Origin of the sequence: Pseudomonas sp. B8(2017) (assembly GCF_002113575.1) — a bacterium.
Lineage (GTDB): Bacteria > Pseudomonadota > Gammaproteobacteria > Pseudomonadales > Pseudomonadaceae > Aquipseudomonas > Aquipseudomonas putida_Z.
In genome coordinates, this window is the sequence record NZ_NEIO01000027.1 from 21,071 (window position 1) to 42,400 (window position 21,330).

The 21,330-nt window shown below is 65.0% G+C and carries 16 protein-coding genes; 14 read left to right on the forward strand and 2 right to left on the reverse strand.

Annotated features, from left to right (window positions below):
- Positions 1-19 precede the first annotated feature (19 nt).
- The 14 genes from tssA (at position 20) to CAG22_RS25090 (ending at position 18,221) form a co-directional block, all read left to right on the forward strand.
- Complete coding sequence (gene tssA, locus CAG22_RS25025; RefSeq protein WP_085590758.1) at positions 20-1,057, forward strand: type VI secretion system protein TssA; 1,038 nt, start codon at positions 20-22, stop codon at positions 1,055-1,057.
- 72 nt (positions 1,058-1,129) lie between these two features.
- The gene (gene tssB, locus CAG22_RS25030) at positions 1,130-1,645 is read left to right on the forward strand and encodes a type VI secretion system contractile sheath small subunit (protein WP_025340314.1); all 516 of its coding nucleotides are present in this window, start codon (positions 1,130-1,132) and stop codon (positions 1,643-1,645) included.
- Positions 1,646-1,656: 11 nt separating this feature from the next.
- Entirely contained in the window at positions 1,657-3,153 is a 1,497-nt protein-coding gene (gene tssC / locus CAG22_RS25035; protein ID WP_085706379.1) for a type VI secretion system contractile sheath large subunit, read from the forward strand.
- 185 nt (positions 3,154-3,338) lie between these two features.
- Complete coding sequence (locus CAG22_RS25040) at positions 3,339-3,827, forward strand: type VI secretion system tube protein Hcp (RefSeq protein ID WP_025340316.1); 489 nt, start codon at positions 3,339-3,341, stop codon at positions 3,825-3,827.
- A gap of 70 nt (positions 3,828-3,897) precedes the next feature.
- Positions 3,898-4,338 carry a type VI secretion system amidase effector protein Tae4 gene (locus CAG22_RS25045; RefSeq protein ID WP_025340317.1) on the forward strand — a complete coding sequence of 147 codons (441 nt, stop codon included), beginning with the start codon at positions 3,898-3,900 and terminating at the stop codon, positions 4,336-4,338.
- Positions 4,335-4,775, forward strand: coding sequence for a hypothetical protein (locus CAG22_RS28600; RefSeq protein ID WP_075046098.1), 441 nt, complete (start codon positions 4,335-4,337; stop codon positions 4,773-4,775). Before CAG22_RS25045 ends, CAG22_RS28600 begins: the two co-directional genes overlap by 4 nt.
- Positions 4,769-5,284 (forward strand): type VI secretion system baseplate subunit TssE, encoded by a 516-nt coding sequence (gene tssE / locus CAG22_RS25055; RefSeq protein ID WP_025340319.1) that lies wholly within the window; start codon positions 4,769-4,771, stop codon positions 5,282-5,284. The genes CAG22_RS28600 and tssE overlap by 7 nt, the downstream gene beginning before the upstream one ends.
- Positions 5,281-7,143 (forward strand): type VI secretion system baseplate subunit TssF, encoded by a 1,863-nt coding sequence (gene tssF, locus CAG22_RS25060; protein WP_085706380.1) that lies wholly within the window; start codon positions 5,281-5,283, stop codon positions 7,141-7,143. Before tssE ends, tssF begins: the two co-directional genes overlap by 4 nt.
- On the forward strand, positions 7,140-8,156 hold the full coding sequence (gene tssG, locus CAG22_RS25065) for a type VI secretion system baseplate subunit TssG (RefSeq protein ID WP_085706381.1): 1,017 nt from the start codon (positions 7,140-7,142) through the stop codon (positions 8,154-8,156). The genes tssF and tssG overlap by 4 nt, the downstream gene beginning before the upstream one ends.
- Positions 8,149-10,824, forward strand: coding sequence for a type VI secretion system ATPase TssH (tssH, locus tag CAG22_RS25070; RefSeq protein WP_085706382.1), 2,676 nt, complete (start codon positions 8,149-8,151; stop codon positions 10,822-10,824). Before tssG ends, tssH begins: the two co-directional genes overlap by 8 nt.
- Positions 10,825-10,835: 11 nt before the next feature.
- Positions 10,836-12,773, forward strand: coding sequence for a type VI secretion system tip protein VgrG (locus CAG22_RS25075; protein ID WP_025340323.1), 1,938 nt, complete (start codon positions 10,836-10,838; stop codon positions 12,771-12,773).
- A gap of 11 nt (positions 12,774-12,784) precedes the next feature.
- The gene (locus CAG22_RS25080) at positions 12,785-13,219 is read left to right on the forward strand and encodes a DcrB-related protein (RefSeq protein ID WP_085706383.1); all 435 of its coding nucleotides are present in this window, start codon (positions 12,785-12,787) and stop codon (positions 13,217-13,219) included.
- Positions 13,220-13,228: 9 nt separating this feature from the next.
- A complete protein-coding gene (locus tag CAG22_RS25085; RefSeq protein WP_085706384.1) occupies positions 13,229-17,629 on the forward strand; it encodes an RHS repeat-associated core domain-containing protein in 4,401 nt (1,466 codons plus the stop codon).
- Between the two features lies 1 nt (position 17,630).
- Positions 17,631-18,221 (forward strand): hypothetical protein, encoded by a 591-nt coding sequence (locus CAG22_RS25090; RefSeq protein WP_170929336.1) that lies wholly within the window; start codon positions 17,631-17,633, stop codon positions 18,219-18,221.
- Position 18,222: 1 nt separating this feature from the next.
- Here CAG22_RS25090 and CAG22_RS25095 read toward each other — a convergent pair whose 3' ends face one another.
- Both CAG22_RS25095 and CAG22_RS25100 read right to left on the reverse strand, forming a co-directional pair.
- Positions 18,223-19,119, reverse strand: coding sequence for a LysR family transcriptional regulator (locus CAG22_RS25095; RefSeq protein ID WP_025340328.1), 897 nt, complete (start codon positions 19,117-19,119; stop codon positions 18,223-18,225).
- A 174-nt stretch (positions 19,120-19,293) separates the two neighbouring features.
- A complete protein-coding gene (locus CAG22_RS25100) occupies positions 19,294-21,330 on the reverse strand; it encodes a pyridoxamine 5'-phosphate oxidase family protein (protein WP_085706385.1) in 2,037 nt (678 codons plus the stop codon).

Genomic DNA, 21,330 nt, shown 5'->3' on the forward strand with positions numbered 1-21,330 from the left:
ATATGGAGATCGAATTCTGGTGAACGCATCGCCGCTGCTCGCCGCTGTTTCCGCTGACTTTCCCTGCGGCGATGACCTCGAATATGACGCCGAGTTTCTGCAACTGGAGCGTGACGCCCAGGGCCGCCCCGAGCGCGTCATGGGCGACGCCGTCCAGCCTGCCGAGCCACCACAGTGGCGCGATATCGAGCAGGCAAGCACGACCTTGCTGCAACGCAGCAAGGACCTGCGCATCACCCATTTCCTGCTTCAGGCCAACCTGGCCCTGCACGGCCTCCCAGGGCTTGCCGCCAGCCTGGAACTGATCCGCGATCTGCTCGGCGAGTACTGGCTGCACCTGCACCCACAACTGGACGCCGCCGACGACAACGACCCTACGGTACGGGTCAACGCCCTGGCCGGCCTAGCCTGCGACACCAACATCGCGCTGCTGCGTGACGCCGTGCTGGTGCGCTCCCGTGCCTTTGGCCCGGTCACCCTGCGCGCGGCACTGCACGCCGCAGGCGTGCAGCATTTCGCCAGCGAACAGCTCAGCGCCGAGGAACTGGCCGCCGCCCTGCGTGACGCCGACGCCGACCAGCTGCAGCAATGCCAAGAGGCGCTGCGGCTGGCCCGCGAGGCGGTGGACGCCATCGAGAGCCGGGTCAACGACCAGGTCGGGTCGGCCAGCGGTATCGATTTGTCAGCCTTGCGCCAGCCGCTGCGCCAGGTGCAGCAGGTACTGGCTGACTACTGCCCCGACGGGGCGGGCCCAGCCCCGCAAGCCGATGACACGCCGGCTGCCGAGCGCGATGACGAGCGGCAGGCGACCGCCAGTGCCGCCCCGGGCACACGGCCGGCTGCCCGCCCTGGTGAAGTCAACAGCCGCGAAGACGTGCAGCAGAGCCTTGACCGCCTGCTGCAGTACTACGCCCGCCACGAACCATCAAGCCCGCTGCCGGTACTGCTGCACCGGGCGAAGAAGCTGGTCCATGCCGATTTCGCAACTATTGTGCGCGACCTGATCCCCGATGGCTGGTCGCAATTCGAGAACCTGCGCGGCCCCGAAGACAACTGACGTCCTCGGCCCGCATCAACACCGACGCCCGCAACGAACAGCGCCGCCGTACCGGCGACCAGGAGGAACAACGTGGCGAAAGACAGCTCCCAGAAATTCATCGCGCGCAACCGTGCGCCGCGGGTGCAGATCGAATATGACGTCGAGCTCTACGGCGCCGAGAAGAAAGTCCAGTTGCCGTTCGTCATGGGCGTGCTGTCGGACCTTGCCGGCAAGCCGGCCGAGCCGCTGCCAGCGGTGGCCGAGCGCAAGTTCCTGGAAATAGACGTCGACAACTTCGACTCGCGCCTGAAGGCGATGAAGCCACGCGTGGCCTTCAACGTGCCCAACGAACTGACCGGCGAAGGCAACCTGAGCCTGGACATCACCTTCGAGAGCATGGACGACTTCAGCCCGGCCGCCGTGGCGCGCAAGGTCGACGCCCTCAACCAGCTGCTCGAGGCCCGCACCCAATTGGCCAACCTGCTGACCTACATGGACGGCAAGACCGGTGCCGAGGACATCATCCTCAAGGCCATCAAGGACCCGGCCTTGCTGCAAGCCCTGGCCAGTGCACCGAAACCCGTCGACAACGAGCCCAAGGCCTGAGGAGACAGCCCATGAACGATCCATTGCGCGACGCCCAGGCCCAGCCGGGCGCTGCCACCCAGGACCCGAGCGAGTTCGCCGCCCTGCTGCTGCAGGAATTCAAGCCCAAGACCGAACGTGCCAAGGAAGCGGTCGAAAGCGCCGTGCGTACCTTGGCCGAGCAGGCCCTGGCGCAGACCAGCCTGGTGTCCAACGATGCCATTGGCTCGATCGAGCAGATCATTGCCGCCATCGACGCCAAGCTGACCGCACAGGTCAACCAGATCATCCATCACAACGACTTCCAGCAGCTGGAAAGCGCCTGGCGTGGCCTGCACTACCTGGTCAACAACACCGAGAGCGACGAGCAGCTGAAGATCCGCGTGCTCAACGTCTCGAAGACCGAGCTGCACAAGACCTTGAAGAAATTCAAGGGCACTGCCTGGGACCAGAGCCCGGTGTTCAAGAAGCTGTACGAGGAAGAGTACGGCCAGTTCGGCGGCGAACCTTATGGCTGCCTGGTCGGCGACTACTACTTCGACCAGTCGCCACCCGACGTCGAGCTGCTGGGCGAAATGTCGAAGGTCTGCGCCTCGATGCACGCGCCGTTCATTGCCGCCGCCTCGCCGACCGTGATGGGCATGGGCTCCTGGCAGGAGCTGAGCAACCCGCGCGACCTGACCAAGATCTTCACCACCCCGGAATACGCCGGCTGGCGCTCGCTGCGTGAGTCCGAAGACTCGCGCTACATCGGCCTGACCATGCCGCGCTTCCTGGCGCGTCTGCCTTATGGCGCCAAGACCGACCCGGTCGAGGCATTTGCCTTCGAAGAAGACACCGACGGCGCCGACAGCAGCAAGTACACCTGGGCCAACGCCGCCTATGCCATGGCCGTGAACATCAACCGCTCGTTCAAGTACTACGGCTGGTGCTCGCGCATTCGTGGCGTGGAGTCGGGTGGCGAAGTGCAGGGCCTGCCGGCGCACACCTTCCCCACCGACGACGGTGGCGTGGACATGAAGTGCCCGACCGAAATCGCCATTTCCGACCGCCGCGAAGCGGAGCTGGCCAAGAACGGGTTCATGCCGCTGTTGCACAAGAAGAACACCGACTTCGCTGCCTTCATTGGTGCCCAGTCGCTGCAGAAGCCGGCCGAGTATGACGACCCGGACGCCACCGCCAACGCCAACCTGGCCGCGCGCCTGCCGTACCTGTTCGCCACCTGCCGCTTCGCTCACTACCTCAAGTGCATCGTTCGCGACAAGATCGGCTCGTTCAAGGAGAAGGACGAGATGCAGCGCTGGCTGCAGGACTGGATCCTCAACTACGTCGACGGCGACCCGGCGCACTCTACCGAGACCACCAAGGCCCAGCACCCCCTGGCAGCCGCCGAGGTTGTGGTCGAGGACGTCGAAGGCAACCCGGGTTACTACAACTCGCGCTTCTACCTGCGCCCGCACTACCAGCTCGAAGGGCTGACCGTGTCACTGCGCCTGGTATCGAAGCTGCCTTCGGCCAAAGGGGCCTGACAGACTTCGGGGCCGCTTCGCGGCCCTTTCGCGACGCAAGGCCGCTCCTACACAGAGGGCCGACGTCGTGTGTTGAGTGAGAGACCGACGCAGCTTCTGTAGGAGCGGCCTTGCGTCGCGAAAGGGCTGCGCAGCAGCCCCAACTGCACCAAACCGCCAACCTGACGCGTAATACCGAGGACACCATGGCTGTAGATATTTTCATCAAGATCGGCGACATCAAGGGCGAGTCCCACGACAAGGCCCACAAGGACGAAATCGACGTGCTCAACTGGAGCTGGGGCATGTCCCAGTCCGGCAACATGCACATGGGCAGCGGCGGCGGCTCGGGCAAGGTCAACATCCAGGACCTGTCGATCACCAAGTACATCGACAAGGCCAGCCCCAACCTGATGGCCCACTGCTCCAGCGGCAAGCACATCGACAAGGTCAAGCTGACCGTGCGCAAGGCTGGGGGCGAGAGCCAGGTCGAGTACCTGATCATCAACCTTGAAGAAGTCATCATCAGCTCGCTGAGCACTGGTGGCTCGGGCAGCGACGACCGCCTGACCGAGCACGTGACCCTGAACTTCGCCAAGGTCACCGTCGACTATCAGCCGCAGAAAGCCGACGGCACCAAGGAAGGCGGCCCGATCAAGTACGGCTGGAACATCCGCTCCAACGTCAAGATCTGACCGACCGCGCCCGCGCCGCCTTGGCTGGCGCGGGCGCCTTCCCCCACCTCACCCGCTCACGGTGAACTCCATGGCCAAGCCTTCTTTCATCAACCTCTGGAATGCCTACCCGACCGACTCCTCGCCTTGCGACGGCGGCTGGGACAACCAGTGCGCCATCCGCATGAGTATTGCGCTCAACGGCGAGCACACCATCAAGGTGAACGCCGGTACCTACAGCGAACCACGTTGTGCCCATGGCCATGCCCGGGGTGCCGAATCGCTGGCCAACTGGCTGTGGAAGCACCATCTTGGCGCCCCGCTGCAACTGAGCGGCAGCGCAAGCGACCGCCTCAAGCTCGGCGAAAAGCGCGGCATCATCTTCTTCAAGGACTGCTTCGCCCGTGCCGGGCAGGCATTCGAAAACCGTACCGGCGATCACATCGATTTGTGGGACAGAGGCCGGGTCACGGGCTATTTCGCCGACCAGGCCCATCGTTCCAAGGCCGTCTGGTTCTGGGAGCTGAAATGAAACGTGCGCCCAAAGCCATGCCGGCCCTGCTGGTCGCGTTCGCCCTGAATGCCTGTGCACAGCCCCCCGCTCCCTCGTCGAACGCGGCGCCCGAGGTCAGCCTTGCCGGGAAAAAACTCGTGCTGGTGAACCACGAAGGCCGCTGCGCGCTGCGCAAGGCCGATGCCTCGCTGTTGCAGCTGGAGATGCCCTGGCCTTGCCAGCTCAGCCCGGAGCGAGATGGCGGCAAGCCTCGCGTGGAGCAGTTCAATGGCGCGCAGATCATCATTGTCAGCCATGTGCAGCCAGACCCGTCACAACCCGGCCGCTGCGAAAGCCAGTACCAGGCTGTTCGCCAGCTGGGCGAGCGCCTGGAGCCTTCCATCCTGGCACGTGGCGCCAGCTGCTCGAACGGCCCTGTAGACCAGAAAAACTTCGTGGGGCTGTTCGAGTGGTAGCCGAAATCGCCGCCCGCGACCGTCTGCAGCCCTCGCTGCTGGACCGCCTGACCGACGACGACCCAGGCAACCCGCAGGAAGCGCCGGACAAGCGCGTGCTCAGCCTGCACCAGCTCAAGGCCTCGGTACTGCGCGACCTCGCCTGGTTGCTCAACACCACTTCGCTGCTCGACAGCGCCGCGACCCTGGGCACCCCGGCCGGGGCTTCGGTGATCAACTACGGCCTGCCAGCCCTGGCCGGCAACAGCGCCTCGAACATCGACCTGGCCGCCCTGGAGCGCATCATCCACCAGGCCATCGCCACCTACGAGCCGCGCATCCTCGCCCATACCCTGAAGGTGCGTGCCCAGGCCGCACCCGGCGAGATGAATGCCAACGCCCTGAGTTTCGAAATCGAAGGCGACCTGTGGGCCCAGCCAGCGGCCTTGCCGTTGCTGCTACAGACCGAGGTGGACCTTGAGTCCGGCCATGTGCGCGTGGCCCCTGCCGAACGCCGGAGGCGTGCATGAACCCGCGCCTGCTCGAGCTGTACAACCAGGAGCTGCAGCACATCCGCGAAAGTGCGGCGGAGTTCGCCCGGGAATACCCGAAGATCGCCGGGCGCCTGACGCTGTCCGGGATCGAGTGTGCCGACCCCTATGTCGAGCGCCTGCTCGAAGGCTTCGCCTACCTCACCGCGCGGGTGCAACTGAAGCTGGATGCCGAGTACCCGACCTTCACCCATAACCTGCTGGAGATCGCCTACCCGCACTACCTGGCGCCGACCCCGTCGATGACCGTGGTGCAACTGCAGACCGACCCCGACGAGGGTTCACTGGCCGCCGGGTTCCGCCTGCCGCGTGACAGCGTGCTGCGCGCCAACCTGGGGCGCAACTCGCAAACCCCGTGCGAGTTCCGCAGCACCCAGGACGTCACCCTCTGGCCCTTGCAGGTAGCCCGCGCCGAGTACTTCGGCAACCCCGGCGCGGTGCTCGGGCGCCTGGCCAGCAGCGTGCCACAAGCCCGCGCCGGCCTGCGCCTGACCCTGCGCAGTGGCGCCGAGGTGCCGTTCGCCAGCTTGCCGCTCAGCCATCTGCCGCTGTACCTCAACGGCGCTGACGAAACCCCGTTCCGCCTCTACGAGCAACTGCTGGGCAGCGCCTGTGCGGTGTTCGTGCGCCAACCCGGTGCCGATTGGGTGGAACGTATTCCGGTCGAACAGGCCCTGCGCCCGTGTGGCTTCGATGACCGTGAAGCGGCGTTGCCGGTGGTGCCCCAGGCCTTCCAGGGCTACCGCCTGCTGCAGGAGTACTTCGCCCTGCCGCAGCGCTTCCTGTTCGTCGATTTTGCCGGGCTGGAACAGGCAGTACAGCGCTGCACCGGCCAGACGCTGGAAGTGCTGGTATTGTTCGAACGCTTCGACCAGAGCCTGGAGAGCAGCGTCGGCGCGAGCCAGTTCGTGCCGTTCTGCACTCCGGCGATCAACCTGTTCCCGCGCCGTGTCGACCGCCTGCACCTTTCCGATCGAGTGCATGAGCACCACGTGATCGCCGACCGCACCCGGCCCACCGATTTCGAGATCCATTCCCTGCAGCGGGTCACCGGCCACGGCACCGGGCCGGATCAGGAATTCCTGCCGTTCTACGCGGTGCGCGACCCGTCGCGCTACGGCCGCGACCAGGCCTACTACATCGTGCGCCGGGAGCCGCGGGTGCTGTCCAGCGAACAGCGACGCAATGGCACCCGCTCCAGCTACATGGGCAGCGAAACGTTCATCAGCCTGGTCGACGGCCAGCAGGCACCCTACCGCCACGACCTGCGCCAGCTGGGTATCAGCGCCCTGTGCAGCAACCGCGACCTGCCACTGTTCATGAGTGTTGGCGACGGGCGCAGCGACTTCAGCCTGGCCGACAGCGCACCGGTTGCCGGCGTGCGTTGCCTGGCCGGCCCGAGCCGGCCCAAGGCCAGCCATGCCCACGACAACCGCGCCTGGCGCCTGATCAGCCAGCTGTCGCTGAACTACCTGTCTCTGGCCGAGCGCGGCCAGGGCGCCGCCGCCCTGCGCGAACTGCTGCGCCTGTATGGCGACCCGCAGGACAGCGCCCTGAACCTGCAGATCGACGGCCTGCGCGACGTCAGCAGCAAGCCCTGCACCCGACGCCTGCCGATGCCCGGGCCGATCGTTTTCGGGCGTGGCCTGGAAATCACCCTGACCTTCGACGAAAACGCCTTCCGCGGGACCGGCGTGTTCCTGCTCGGCGCGGTGTTCGAGCGTTTCCTGACCCGCTACGTGTCGATCAACAGCTTCACCGAAACGGTACTGCGCACCAGCGAACGCGGCGAGATCATGCGCTGGTCGGCCAAACCGGGGCGCAGGCCAACCTTATGAACACCTTGCAGGCCATGCAGGACGAGCCCTGGGCGTACGACTTCTTCCAGGCGCTGCGCCGCCTCGAAGCGCAATACCCCGAGCTGCCACGCTTCGGTCATTCCCTGCGCCTGGCCGACGAGCCTGTGCGCCTGGGCCAGCGCCTGGACTGCGGGTTCGCCCCGTCGACCCTGGCCTCGGTCAGCGCCGACGGCAACCAGCCGGCGCGCCTGGAGCAGTTTTTCTTCGGCCTCGGAGGCCCCAACGGGCCCCTGCCACTGCACCTGACCGAATACATGCGCGAGCGCCAGCGCAACCATGCCGATTCGACCAGCAAGGCGTTCCTCGACGTCTTCCATCACCGCCTGCTGAGCCTGTTCTACCGTGCCTGGGCCGAAGCCCGACCGACCGTCAGCCACGATCGCCCGGGTGATGACTACTGGGCCGCGCGCCTGGCGGCGCTCAGTGGCCGTGGCCAACCCGAACTGCAAGGCCAGGGCGCGCTGGCCGACACCGCCAAACTGCACTGGTCCGGCCACCTGAGCGCGCAAACGCGCTACCCGGACGGCCTGTGCAGCATCCTCAGCGGGTATTTCGGCGTGCCTGTAACGCTGGAAGAGTACGTCGGCCAGTGGCTTGAGCTGCCCGAACGCAGCCAGCTCGGCGTGCGCGCCAACCGCCTGGGCGTGGACCTGTGCCTGGGCCGCTACGCCTGGGACCGCCAGCACAAGTTCCGGCTGTGCCTCGGCCCGCTCAGCCTCGACCAGTACCACGCCCTGCTGCCCGGCGGACAGGCCTTCGTCGAACTGGCGGCATGGGTCGCCGAATACCTGGGCCAGGAACTGGACTGGGACCTCAACCTGATCCTCGCGCAGGACCAGGTGCCTGCACTGCAACTCAATGCCGGCCTACGCCTGGGCTTCGATACCTGGCTCGGCCGCCCTCCGCACGATGCACGCGACCTGAAGCTGGCCCGGTACTACGCCGACCAGCCGGCCGCCGCCCACCATACAAGGAACCAGGACCATGGGTGAAATCAGCCGCGCCGCGCTGTTCGGCAAACTCAACAGCGTCGCCTACAAGGCCATCGAGGCCGCAACGGTGTTCTGCAAGCTGCGGGGCAACCCCTATGTCGAACTGGTGCACTGGCTGCACCAGTTGCTGCAACTGCAGGACAGCGACCTGCACCGTATCGTGCGCCAGTTCGATATCGAGCCGGCGCGCCTGGCCCGCGACCTGACCGATGCACTGGACCGGCTGCCACGCGGTTCGACCTCGATCACCGACCTTTCCTCGCAGGTGGAAGAAGCCGTCGAGCGCGGCTGGGTATATGGCAGCCTGATGTTCGGCGAGAGCCAGGTGCGCAGCGGCTACCTGCTGGTCGGCATCCTCAAGACACCTGGCCTGCGCCATGCCCTGCTGGGGCTGTCGAACGAGTTCGCCAAGCTGAAGGTCGAGGCGTTGAGCGAACGCTTCGACGAGTACGTGGGAGACTCACCGGAAAACCACTTGGCCGCCACCGACGGCTTCAGCGCTGCGCAGCCTGGCGAGGCCAGCGGCGCCGTGGCGCCTGCGGCGATGGGCAAGCAGGAGGCGCTCAAGCGCTTTACCGTCGACCTTACCGAACAGGCCCGAAGCGGCAAGCTCGACCCTATCGTCGGCCGTGACGAAGAGATCCGCCAGCTGGTCGATATCCTCATGCGACGCCGGCAAAACAACCCGATCCTTACCGGTGAAGCCGGTGTCGGCAAGACCGCCGTGGTCGAAGGGTTCGCCTTGCGCATCGTCGCTGGCGACGTGCCGCCGGCGCTCAAGGACGTCGAGCTGCGCAGCCTGGACGTCGGCCTGCTGCAGGCCGGCGCCAGCATGAAAGGCGAGTTCGAACAGCGCCTGCGCCAGGTGATCGAGGATGTGCAGGCCTCGCCCAAACCGATCATCCTGTTCATCGATGAAGCCCATACCCTGGTCGGTGCCGGTGGCGCCGCCGGCACCGGCGATGCGGCCAACCTGCTCAAGCCGGCACTGGCCCGTGGCAGCCTGCGCACGGTGGCGGCTACCACCTGGGCCGAGTACAAGAAGCACATCGAGAAGGACCCGGCCCTGACCCGCCGCTTCCAGGTGGTGCAGGTGGACGAGCCGAGCGAAGCCAAGGCGCTGCTGATGATGCGTGGGGTGGCATCGACCATGGAGCAGCACCACCAGGTGCAGATCCTCGACGAAGCACTCGAAGCCGCGGTCAAGCTGTCCCACCGCTACATCCCGGCGCGCCAGCTGCCGGACAAATCGGTGAGCCTGCTCGATACCGCCTGCGCGCGCGTGGCCATCAGCCTGCACGCGGTACCGGCCGAGGTCGACGACAGCCGCCGGCGTATCGAGGCGCTGGAGGTAGAGCGGGCGATCATCGCCCGTGAAGCCGCCATCGGTGTGCCTACCGGGCAGCGCCAGGCCCAGGTCGACACCCTGCTGGCCGAAGAGCGCCAACGCCTGGCCACGCTGGAAAGCCGCTGGGCCGAAGAAAAGGCCCTGGTCGACCAATTGCTGGCCACCCGCGCCCAGCTGCGCGACCAGGCCGGGGTGGTCGACCAGGACGCGCAGGTGCCAGGCAACCCTGAACTGCGCGAAACGCTGGCCGACCTGCAACGGCGCCTGAGCGCCCTGCAAGGCGAGAGCCCGTTGATCCTGCCGACCGTGGATTACCAGGCAGTCGCCTCGGTGGTGGCCGACTGGACCGGGATTCCGGTGGGACGCATGGCGCGCAACGAGATCGAGACCGTGCTCAACCTCGACAGCCTGCTGGCCAGGCGGATCATTGGCCAGGACCACGCGCTTGAAATGATCGCCAAGCGCATCCAGACCTCCCGCGCCGGCCTCGACAACCCGAACAAGCCGATTGGCGTGTTCATGCTTGCTGGCACCTCTGGCGTGGGCAAGACCGAGACCGCACTGGCCCTGGCCGAGGCGCTGTACGGCGGTGAACAGAACCTGATCACCATCAACATGAGCGAGTTCCAGGAGGCCCATACCGTCTCGACCCTCAAGGGCGCCCCACCTGGCTACGTCGGCTACGGTGAAGGCGGCGTGCTGACCGAGGCCGTGCGCCGCCGGCCGTACAGCGTGGTGCTGTTGGATGAGGTGGAAAAGGCCCACCCGGACGTGCACGAGATCTTCTTCCAGGTGTTCGACAAGGGCGTGATGGAGGACGGCGAAGGCCGCCAGATCGATTTCCGCAACACGCTGATTCTGCTCACCACCAACGCCGGTACCGAGCTCATTGCGCGCACTTGCAGCGACCCACAGGCCCTGCCCGACCCGGACGCGGTGGCCAGCCAGCTGCGCAAGCCGCTGCTGGAAATCTTCCCGCCGGCGCTGCTCGGCCGCCTGGTGACCATCCCCTACTACCCGCTCAGCGACGCCATGCTCAAGGCCATCACCCGCCTGCAACTGGAGCGCATCCGCAAGCGCGTGGAAGGCACGCACAAGGTCGGCTTCGCCTACGACGAAGGGGTGGTGGAGCTGATCGTCTCGCGCTGTACCGAAACCGAAAGCGGTGGCCGCATGATCGACGCCATCCTCACCAACGGCCTGCTGCCGGACATGAGCCGCGAGTTCCTCACCCGCATGCTCGAAGGCAAGCCGCTGGCGAGCGTGCGCATCAGCCGCCGCGACAACGACTTGCATTATGACTTCGGCGCAGCCGACTGACAGGACGGACCATGCTGTTCACGCAGTTCACGCGCCTGGCGCAGATCAACAGCCCGTTGGGGCCGGACAAGCTGATCCTGGCCGAAATGGGTGGCAGCGACGAGCTCGGCCGCCTGTTCGACTATGAGCTGCAGCTGACCAGCGACGACCCGGCCATCGACCTCAATGCCCTGCTGGGCAAGCCGATGAGCCTGAGCGTGCAGCAGGGCCTCGGCACGTCACGTTACTTCCATGGCATCGTCGCCCGCTGCAGCCAGTCGGTGGACCAGGGCCAGTTCGCCAGCTACCGGGTCACCCTGCGCCCGTGGCTGTGGCTGCTGACTCGCACCAGCGACTGCCGTATCTTCCAGCACCTGAGCGCGCCACAGATCATCAAGCAGGTGTTTCGCGACCTGGGCTTTTCCGACTTCGAGGATGCCCTGAGCCGCAGCTACCGCGAACGCGAATACTGCGTGCAGTACCGCGAGACCAGCTTCGACTTCGTCAGCCGGTTGATGGAAGAGGAAGGCATCTACTACTTCTTCCGCCACGAAGCGCAGCGCCACGTGCTGGTGCTGGCCGACGCCTATGGCGCGCACCCGCAGGTGCCTGGCTACGAAAGCGTACCCTTCTACCCGCCGGACGGGCAGCACCGCGAGCGTGACCACATCAACGACTGGCACCTGGCCCAGGAAGTCCAGCCAGGTTCCCTGGAGCTCAACGACTACGACTTCCAGCGCCCCAGCGCGCGCATCGACGTGCGCTCGGCCATGCCACGCCCGCACCAGGCCGGTGACTACCCGCTGTACGACTACCCCGGCGCCTACCAGCAAAGCCAGGATGGCGAACACTATGCGCGCACTCGCCTGGAGTCGCTGCAGAGCCAGCACGAGCGGGTCGAGCTGCGCGGCAACGCCCGCGGCCTGGGCAGTGGCCACCTGTTCAGCCTCAGCGGTTTCACCCGCCAGGACCAGAACCGCGAGTACCTGATCGTCGGCGCCCGCTACTACGTGCATCAGGAGCGCCTGGAAAGCGGCACCGGCAGCAGCGCAGCGCAATTCGAAAGCAACCTCAGCTGCATCGACGCACAGCAGAGCTTCCGCCCGCAGGGCAGCACCGTGCGGCCGATCGTCAAGGGCCCGCAAACCGCCGTGGTGGTCGGGCCCGCTGGCGAGGAGATCTGGACCGACCAATATGGCCGGGTGAAGGTGCACTTCCACTGGGACCGCCACGACCAGTCCAACGAGAACAGCTCCTGCTGGATCCGCGTATCGCAGGCCTGGGCCGGCAAGAACTGGGGCTCGATGCAGATCCCGCGCATCGGCCAGGAGGTGATCGTCAGCTTCCTCGAAGGCGACCCCGACCGGCCCATCATCACTGGCCGCGTCTACAACGCCGAACAGAGCGTGCCCTACGACTTGCCCGCCAATGCTACGCAAAGCGGCATGAAGAGCCGCTCGAGCAAAGGCGGCAGCCCGGCCAATTTCAATGAAATCCGCATGGAAGACAAAAAGGGCGCCGAGCAGATCTACGTGCATGCCGAGCGCAACATGGACACCGTGGTCGAGCAGAGCGAGACGCTGGCGGTCGGCATCAACCGTACCCAGACGGTGGGCATGCTGGAAACCATCACTATCGGCCAGGACCGCATCCGCGCCGTGCGCCGTGACGACATGTTGCTGGTCGGCGCCAGCAAGACCGATAGCGTCAGCACCAGCTACCTGATCGAAGTGGGCGAAAACCTGCGCCTGGTGTGCGGCAAGAGCGTGATCGAGCTCAACGCCAGCGGCCAGATCAATATCAGCTGCGAGCAGTTCAGCTTCCATGCCAGGCAGAACGGCGAGATCAATACCGACGGCACCCTCGACCTGAACGTCGGCAGTGGTGCGCAGACCGCGCCCGACAACCAGGGTGTGAAAAAGACCATCGACGACTCGGTGAAGGCGATCTTCTCCGGCTCCGACCAGTAACGAGACCTTTCATGAGTTATCGCGTCAACGAATTCCGCCTGGCCCTGCCCGATGCCGCCGTGCAGGACAGCAGTATCAACATCCTGCGCTTCGAGGCGCTGGCCACCTCGCTGATCATCAGCCGCAGCCTGCTGGCCGAAGGCGAGACCTTGCAGAGCAATTTCGATGGCCAGTTGCAGCGCCTGCAGCAGCAGGTCAAGGACCTGCGCATGCAGCCCGCCCAGGCTGTGCAGGTAGGCGCCGGGCAGGCGATCGCCGCCATCGAGCTGAGCAGCCAGTTCAGCAAGGGCCAGGAGAAGGTCTATCAGTACCAGCTGGCCCTTGTGCTGCCCGGCACGCGCAAGATGTTTGCCCTGAGCTACGTCAAGGCCAGCCCGCTGGGCGCGGCCGAAGCGGCGCACTGGGCAAGCATCAAGCAGTCGCTCGACTTCGACAACCTGGGCTGATCGCGCACCATGTCCGACGCTCTGTGGGCCGCCCGCGAAGGCGACGCGCTGATGCACACCTCGATGCTGGCCGACATCGTCGGGGGTGTGCTGGAAATCGCCGCCACGGTGGCCATCGGCGCCCTGGCCACTGCCGCAGTGGCGGCGGCATTCGGCCTGACCGTGGCCACTGGCGGCCTGGGCTGCTTCGTGCTGGGCGCGGTGGTCGGCCTGGTGGTCGGTGTGGTCATGGCCAAGACCGGCGCCGATACAGGCCTTAGCCGATTATGCGAGGGCATAGGCAATTTCCTGTTCCCGCCGTCGGTGCAGGCCAACATCATCAGTGGCTCGTCGAACACTCGCACCAACGGCAAGCGCGCGGCACGTGCTGCCGGCGTCGTCACCGGCCCGCCGGCACCGTTGGCGCAGGCCGGGGCCGAGGCTGGCGAGGCGAAGGAAGAAACCTTCCTCGACATGGCCAAGGGCTTTTTCTCGCAAATGTGGCGGCCGACCGTGGCCACGCCCGCCGCCAATACCTTGCCGGCACCGGACGACAAGGTACTTTGCAGCAAGCACCCGCCGATGCCACCGCAGTACCTGGCCGAGGGGTCCAGCAAGGTGCTGATCAATGGCCACCCGGCCTGCCGCAGCGGTGACCGCAGCACCTGCGAAGCGGTGATCGTCGATGGCGGCCTGGTGTCGAACAACGTGCGCATCGGCGGCGAGCCGATCGTGGTGCGCGAGATTCGCAGCGGCAAGACGCCGGGCATCGGCCTGGCAGTGACCGCGTTGATGCTGCTACGCGGGCGTGGCGGCAAGTTCTACAGCAAGTTCGGCTGCATGCTGCTGGGTGGGGTGAGCAGTTTCGTCTCCGGGCAGGTTACCAATGCCATCGTTCAGGCAACGTCCGGCTCACCCAACCCGGTGCACGCGTCTACCGGGGCAAAGATCCTGTGCGGGCCCGACGAGCTGGATTTCAGCCTGCAGGCGCTGCTGCCCCTGGACTGGCAACGGCTCTACAACAGCCGCGACGAGCGCCGTGAAGGGCTGTTCGGCGCAGGTTGGAGCATCGAGTACGAGGTGTTCGTGCAACTGCACCTGGACGCCGATGGCAGCGAGCGCTTGTCGTTTACCGATGAACAGGCTCGGGTCATCGACATGGGCTACATTGCCCGCGCCGATGCCGTGTTCAGCGCCGGTGAAGGGTTGAGCGTACGCCGCTCGCAACAGGACGAAATCCTGATCGAGGATATCGACAAAGGGCTGTACCGCCTGTTCCAGCCCTCCCCTGGAAAACCGGGCCACTGGCGCCTGAGCGCCATGGGTGACCGCAACGACAACCGCATCTATCTGGACTATGACGAAAGCGGGCGCCTGATCCGGCTGCGTGACACGTTCGACCTTGTACAGGTCGAGTTGCACTATGCGCCACAGTGGCCTCAACGGGTCGCCCGCCTGGAACGTCGCCATGCCGAGGGCGACCTGCAGTTGCTGGTCAGTTACCAGTACGACGCCTGTGGCGACCTGGCGGCAGTGTACGACAGCCAGGGCAGGCTGCGCCGCCGCTTTGTCTACGACGAACAACGGCGCCTGGTCGAGCATGAGAACGCTGCTGGTCTGCGCTGCTTCTACGAATGGGCATTGACCGAAGACGACTGGCGGGTGGTGCATTACAAGAGCAGTGGCGGTGATGAGTACCAGTTCGAGTACGACATCCCTGCGCGCACGACCCGGATCACCGATGGCTTGCAACGTGTCAGCACGCGACGCTGGAATGCCCAGTACCAGATCACCGAATACATTGATGCAGTCGGCGCGACCTGGCGGTTTGAATGGGACGACGAGCGTCAGTTGCTCGCAGCGGTCGATCCGATGGAAGGGCGCTGGCAATACTTTTACGATGCCTCGGGCAACCTGACCCAGACCGTCGACCCGCTGGGGCGCAGCGAATCGACGCAGTGGCTGGAGCATTGGTCGCTGCCGCGCTCGACGATGGACCCGGCCGGCAACAGCTGGCAGTACCGCTATGATCCGCGCGGCAACTGTATCGGCGAAACCGACCCGCAAGGTAACGTCACGCAGTACCGCTACGACCACCGTGGCCAGCCGACCGAGATCATCGACCCCGCAGGGCATTCGCGAACCCTGCGCTGGAGCGACCTGGGCCTGCTGCTGCAGGAAACCGACTGCTCCGGCCACATCACACGCTATCGTTATGACCGCAACGGCCATTTGCTGTCAGTGACCGATGCGTTGAGCGAACGTACCGAGTTCGAGTACGACAGCGATGGCCTTCTGCTTGGCGTGACACGGCCAGACGGTACCCGTGAAGGTTATCGCTACGATGAGGCAGGAAGGCTGACGCAAGCGATCGACCCCGCTGGTGGTATCACCGCGTACCGCTTCGATGCCCGTGGTGTCCTGCTCCAGTCCATCGACCCGCAAGGACGCACGCTTGGCTACCAGGTCGACCCCTACGGTCGACTGCTGTCGCTGACCAACGAAAACGGCGAGTACTTTTACTTCCGGTGGGATGCTGCCAATCGCCTGGTCCGCGAGCAGTTTCTCGATGGAACCGCCAGGGAGTACCGTCACGACCCGTTGCACAATGTGGTGCAGGTGGCCTACACCCCGACGCCCGGTAACAGCTCGGTCGAGCCGATCGTCCACCGCCTGGAACGTGATGCCCTGGGTCGTCTGATTACCAAGACGACCGCGGATGGCGTTACCACCTATGGCTACGATGAGCTCGACAACCTTACCGAGGTTCATTTCGCCGATGCTACCGGCAACAGCGAAACCCTGCAATTGTGCTTTGACGCGCTGGGACAGCTGGTCGAGGAGCACAGCGGCAACGGCGTACTGCGCCATCGCTACGATGAGTTGGGCAACCTGTGCCGCACCCAGTTGTTCGATGGCCGCTGGATCAACCGCATGTACTACGGAAGCGGCCACCTGCACCAGATCAACCTGGACGGACATGTCATCAACGACTACGAACGCGATCGCCTGCACCGGGAAGTGCAGCGTACCCAGGGCGCGCTGCTCACACACCAGGAGTATGACCGCAACGGACGTTTGCGCACCCGCAGATGCAGGCCCGCCAGCCAACCCGTGCAATTACCCGCACCTTTCCAGCAGCGCTTCGAATACGACCCGCGCGATGACCTGAACCGGCGCGTGCGGCAGGTAGCCGGCCGGGTGCAGCATGACCAGATAATCCAGCTTGATGCTGGTGGGCGCCTGATGGGCAGTCATGACATTGCCAACGGCAATCATGAAACCTACCGCTACGATGCCGCCGGCAACCTGCTGGATGCCACGGCCAATGCGCCAGTTCTGCACGACAGGTTGCTGGCGTACCAGGACAAGCGCTACCGCTACGACGCCTTTGGCCGCCTGGTGGAAAAGCGCAGCAGCCGGCGCGGCATACAGCATTTCAGCTACGACGCAGAGCATCGCCTGGTAGAGGTACGCACTCGCCAGGCAGGGCGGGAACGCAGTGTACGCATGCGTTACGATCCGCTCGGGCGGCGGGTGGAAAAAAGCGAACTTGATGGTGCCGGGCAGCTGCTCGGCCAGACGCGCTTTGCCTGGGACGGATTACGCCTGTTGCAGGAACAGCGCCATGGCCAGGTAAGCCTGTACCTGTACGAGGGTGACGGCTATGAGCCGCTGGCACGCATCGACGGCAGCGGGCCGAACCAGCAGGTGCTGCACTTCCATAATGACCTCGGGGGGCTCCCGGAGTGGCTGACCGATGAACAGGGACGCGTGGTATGGCAGGCCAGCTATCTGGGCTGGGGTTCTACCCTCGATGAGTCCCGCCAGGCCAGTTGCCTGCAGGAACAGAATCTGCGCTTCCAGGGGCAATACCTGGATCGGGAGACCGGGTTGCATTACAACACCTTCAGGTTCTATGACCCGGAGGTAGGCCGCTTTACCCAGCCTGACCCGATTGGCCTGTCTGGTGGTCACCAACTGTACCGGTATGCGCCAAACCCGGTGACATGGGTCGATCCACTAGGTTGGCTGACCTTGACCGGTTATACCAAGGGCGGTATCAAGCGAACCACCGAAGCCTGGCGCAGCAGGCATGGTCCGGCGTCAATGCGTGACCACCACATGATCCCGCAAGAAATGTGGCGGGAAGACCGCGATTTCCGTAACCAGATGAAAGCTGCCGGAATTCGCAACCCCAAACGGTACATCGACCAGCAGATCTCGCGCATTCCGAATGCATTCCACGCCGACATTCACGCCAAAGGTTGGAACGAGGACTGGAAGAAGTGGTTCAACAACAACGCGAACTTCACCAAGAAGGACCTGCAAAAGCAGATCAAGGTGATGATGCGCCAATACAATGTGCCCAAGGCGACGAGGAACCATGTGCGTCGCTACGGCAAGAATGGCAAGGGCTGCGGAGGCTGACATGAACATCTATCACTTGGACAACGCGCCGACTCCCTGGGGAGACTGGGGCGCGGTACTGCTCCAGGGCATGATCGCCTGGGACGAAGATACCGATGTAGACAGCATCAAGCGGGCCGGCCCGTACACCCCGGCCGCCTACATACGTTCGGGTTCGCTGGTGCTCACCCAGCCGGTCAAGGAAGCCCTGGAAAAAAGCGGCCTGAAGGGGATCGGGCGTTACGAGCATCTGGAGAAGACCCATATCGTTCACATCGACTGGCTGCACTGGGACACCAGCAAGCCCATTACCGATTACCTCGATCTGGAAGGCGGGCCGAGCTCGATCATCGACTCCCTGCCGCATGACCCTGAGCTTGCCGCGCGTATGCCGGAGTACTGGCAGGCATTCGTGGTGGGCAAGCTCAACCTGCTCAAGGACCCGCAGCATGACCCTGCCGACCTCGGCCAGTATCTCAAGGTGCTCAAGGCCGACGAGCAAGCCGATTTCTTCAAAGGGGATGTCTATCGTGGGTACTTCCTGAGCGAACGGGCCAAGGAGTGGCTGGAACAGCAGTGCCCAGGTTGCTTTACATTCACCCTGCTCGGTTGAATCAGTCCAGCTGCCGAGCCCTCAGTTCCTGCGCCAGCATGTCAATGAAGGCGCGGACCTTGGCCGAACCGTACTTGCTCTCCCGGTGCAGTATATGGATTGGCCACGGCGCCTCTTCGTATTCGGCAAGGATCACCTGCAACTGCCCACTGGCCACCTCATCCGCGACCTGATACGACAGCAGGCGGGCAATCCCCAGTCCGCCACTGGCAGCGGCGATTGCCCCGTCATTGCTGGTCACCGTCAAGCGAGGCTTCATGCGCACCAAAGTCGGCTCATCGGTTACTCCGAAACGCCAGCCGGCTCGCGGCGACAGGTTGGTGGTGCCGATCACCGCATGCTCCGCTAGGTCGGACGGGTGCTTCGGCACGCCATGGCGCGCCAGGTACTCGGGAGAGGCGCACAGCATGCGCCGGACCCTGCCCACCCGCAGTGCTTTGAGCCCGGAGTCGGGCAAGGGGCCGATACGAACGGCTACGTCCATGCCCTCTTCGACCATGTTGACGATGCGGTCGAGGAAGTAGGCGGAAACGTCAACCTCGGGGTACTGCTGCAGGTAGTGGACGATGCACGGCATGACGAACTTCTTGCCGAACAGGATGGGCGCAGTGACGGCCAGGTCGCCCTTGGGCGTGGCGTTGATGCCGGCGGCGGCTTCGTTGGCCTCGTTGATGCTGGCGAGGATATGCCGGGTGTCTTCCAGGTAGCGGCCCCCGGCTTCGGTCAGGCGTACGCTACGGGTGGTGCGCAGCAGCAGCTTGACCCCCAGCTGATCCTCCAGGGCGCTGACGGCACGGGTAACCGCAGCTGGAGAGATGTCCAGGCGGCGGGCAGCAGCGGCGAAGCTTTCCAGCTCGCCTACGGCGACGAACACCTTCATCAGGTGGATCTGGTCCATGCGGGCTCCTGAGCTCTATGAGGTGCCGGGATTATCTTTCATCTGAGCGTTTTGTGTCGCCTGCCCCGGCCCTTTCGCGGGCTCGCCCGCTCCCACAGGTTATCCACCATCTCTGAGGGCAGTGAAGTACTTGTGGGAGCGGGCGAGCCCGCGAAAGGGCCGGGACAAACTACCTTACAGATCCAGCACCAACGCCTGCGCCCCCTCCTCCGGCCGGGCCGGCACGGCACAGCAGATCAACACCGACCCCGCCTCCGGCAGCTCGGCCGGCGGATTCGGGTAATGTACCTGACCACTGACCAAGCGGGTCTTGCAAGTACCACACGACCCACCTCGACAACTGAACTCCGGCGACAATCCGCGAGCCTCGGCCAGCTCCAGCAGCGTCCCGCTACTTGGCGCCCAGCGCGCCTCCTTGGCTGAAGCCGCAAAGTACACCGGTACCGGCTCGCTGGCAGCGGGTGGCTGTTGCAGGGTGGGCTGGTCATCGTCGGTGTGCCGCCGGAGCGTCGACGGGCCAAAGGCTTCGGCATGGATCCGCGCATCCGGCACATGCACCCCGCGCAGCCCTTCATACAGGTCCTGGGTAAAACTGCCCGGGCCGCACAGATAGAAATCGTAGTCGTCCAGCGCCAGCGTGGCCTTGACCTGCTCGATACCCAGCCGACCGGCAAACTCGTAATCACGCCCCGCCAGCGCATGCGTTTCCGGCTGGCTCAGGGCGCGGTGCACGTGCAGCAGGCCGCCGGCCTGTTGCCGCAAGCTTGCAAGCTCCTCACGGAACGGCAGGTCGGCCAGGCTGCGCGCCCCATGAAACAGATGAATGCGCCGTGCCTGCCCCTTGCTCAACTGCTCGCGCAGCATGGCCAGTAACGGCGTGATACCCACACCCGCGCCAATCAGCACCAGCGGCCGTGTGCTCTGCTGGTCCAGCGTGAAGCTGCCCATTGGCGGGCGCACGTTCAGCATATCGCCTGCCACGACGCGCTCATGCAGGTGCCGCGAGGCCGGACCCTGAGCTTTGACGCTGATGCGCAGGTAACCGTCGGAAGGCGCGCTGGACAGGCTGTAGGTGCGGATCAGCGCCGCCTCACCGTCGAGCTGGACTTGCACCGGAACATGCTGCCCCGGCGCAAAGGCCATCGCACTGCCAGCAGGAGGCTCAAGGTAGAACGAGCGGATATCACGGCTTTCCTGCTCCACCCGCAGCACACGCCAGGCCTGCCATTGGCGCTGCCGCTGGCTTTGCTGCAGGCGTATGTCGGCCTCGGCCCAGGTGCCGGTCATCAGGCTGGTCGGCGAGTACTCCTTGAAGGCCCAACGCAGGGAAACGGCAGCCGGGCGCCACACCACCTGCTCGACCTCCAGCGTCCACAAGCGCTCGGCACCTTCGAATGCCTGGATGGCGGGGCTGTCCAGCAGCAACTCGGCATACCCGTATAGCTGCAACACGTTGCCGTTGCTGAAATCGATGAACAGCAACCCTGCTTGCGGGTTCACCAGCAGGTTGCCCAAGGTGTTGAAGTGCAGGTTGCCAGCATAGTCGGGAATGGTCAGGCGGTTGCCTTCGACCTTGACGAACCCGGGCCGCCCGCCACGGTGGGAGACATCCACCGAGCGCTGGCCGTCGTCATGCTCGACATAGCTGGCGACAAAGAAGGTGTCGGCTGCCTGGATCATGCTGACAGCCGAGGCTTCGAGTGTCGTCGCATCGACACGCCCTTGGGCGGGTTCCGCGACACGGGTGTAGTCACGCAGCTGGATGTACTGCGGGCAGTTGCCGAACGACTGCTCCACAGTCACCTGCAGTTGCCCGTCGCCGGCCTGGTGGATCTGCCCGTTGATGCGGTTGCGCCGACGGGTGTGCAGTTCTATCCCCAGCAGGCCGACCGCCTGCCCGGCAGCCAGCCCCGGGGTGGCGGGATCGTCTGCTGGCAGTTGAGTGTCGATCGTCAGCTGGCGCGGGTCCGGCGAGCTGACGAAACCTTCCGGCCCTTCCAACAGCGTTGCCCAGGGCCGCCCCAGTGCGTCCACGCTGGCGGCGACCATGAACGGCAACTGGTGGTAGAAAATACGATGCTGGTCGGGCATGTAGTCACGAATGACCTTCTGCCCGAACGCCTCCATGCGCTCCGCGACACCGGCTTTTTCCTGCAGGGTCTTCTCCCCCGCATGCCAGGGCGAGGAGTGGTGATCCGGGTTCTGTTGCAT

Excerpts from the sequence above, each read along its gene's own strand:
- tssC (WP_085706379.1), top strand. The coding sequence starts at position 1,657 with ATGAACGATCCATTGCGCGACGCCCAGGCCCAGCCGGGCGCTGCCACC.
- CAG22_RS25040 (WP_025340316.1), top strand. The coding sequence starts at position 3,339 with ATGGCTGTAGATATTTTCATCAAGATCGGCGACATCAAGGGCGAGTCC.
- CAG22_RS25045 (WP_025340317.1), top strand. The coding sequence starts at position 3,898 with ATGGCCAAGCCTTCTTTCATCAACCTCTGGAATGCCTACCCGACCGAC.
- CAG22_RS28600 (WP_075046098.1), top strand. The coding sequence starts at position 4,335 with ATGAAACGTGCGCCCAAAGCCATGCCGGCCCTGCTGGTCGCGTTCGCC.
- tssF (WP_085706380.1), top strand. The coding sequence starts at position 5,281 with ATGAACCCGCGCCTGCTCGAGCTGTACAACCAGGAGCTGCAGCACATC.
- tssG (WP_085706381.1), top strand. The coding sequence starts at position 7,140 with ATGAACACCTTGCAGGCCATGCAGGACGAGCCCTGGGCGTACGACTTC.
- tssH (WP_085706382.1), top strand. The coding sequence starts at position 8,149 with ATGGGTGAAATCAGCCGCGCCGCGCTGTTCGGCAAACTCAACAGCGTC.
- CAG22_RS25075 (WP_025340323.1), top strand. The coding sequence starts at position 10,836 with ATGCTGTTCACGCAGTTCACGCGCCTGGCGCAGATCAACAGCCCGTTG.
- CAG22_RS25080 (WP_085706383.1), top strand. The coding sequence starts at position 12,785 with ATGAGTTATCGCGTCAACGAATTCCGCCTGGCCCTGCCCGATGCCGCC.
- CAG22_RS25085 (WP_085706384.1), top strand. The coding sequence starts at position 13,229 with ATGTCCGACGCTCTGTGGGCCGCCCGCGAAGGCGACGCGCTGATGCAC.
- CAG22_RS25090 (WP_170929336.1), top strand. The coding sequence starts at position 17,631 with ATGAACATCTATCACTTGGACAACGCGCCGACTCCCTGGGGAGACTGG.
- CAG22_RS25095 (WP_025340328.1), bottom strand. The coding sequence starts at position 19,119 with ATGGACCAGATCCACCTGATGAAGGTGTTCGTCGCCGTAGGCGAGCTG.
- CAG22_RS25100 (WP_085706385.1), bottom strand. The coding sequence starts at position 21,330 with ATGCAACAGAACCCGGATCACCACTCCTCGCCCTGGCATGCGGGGGAG.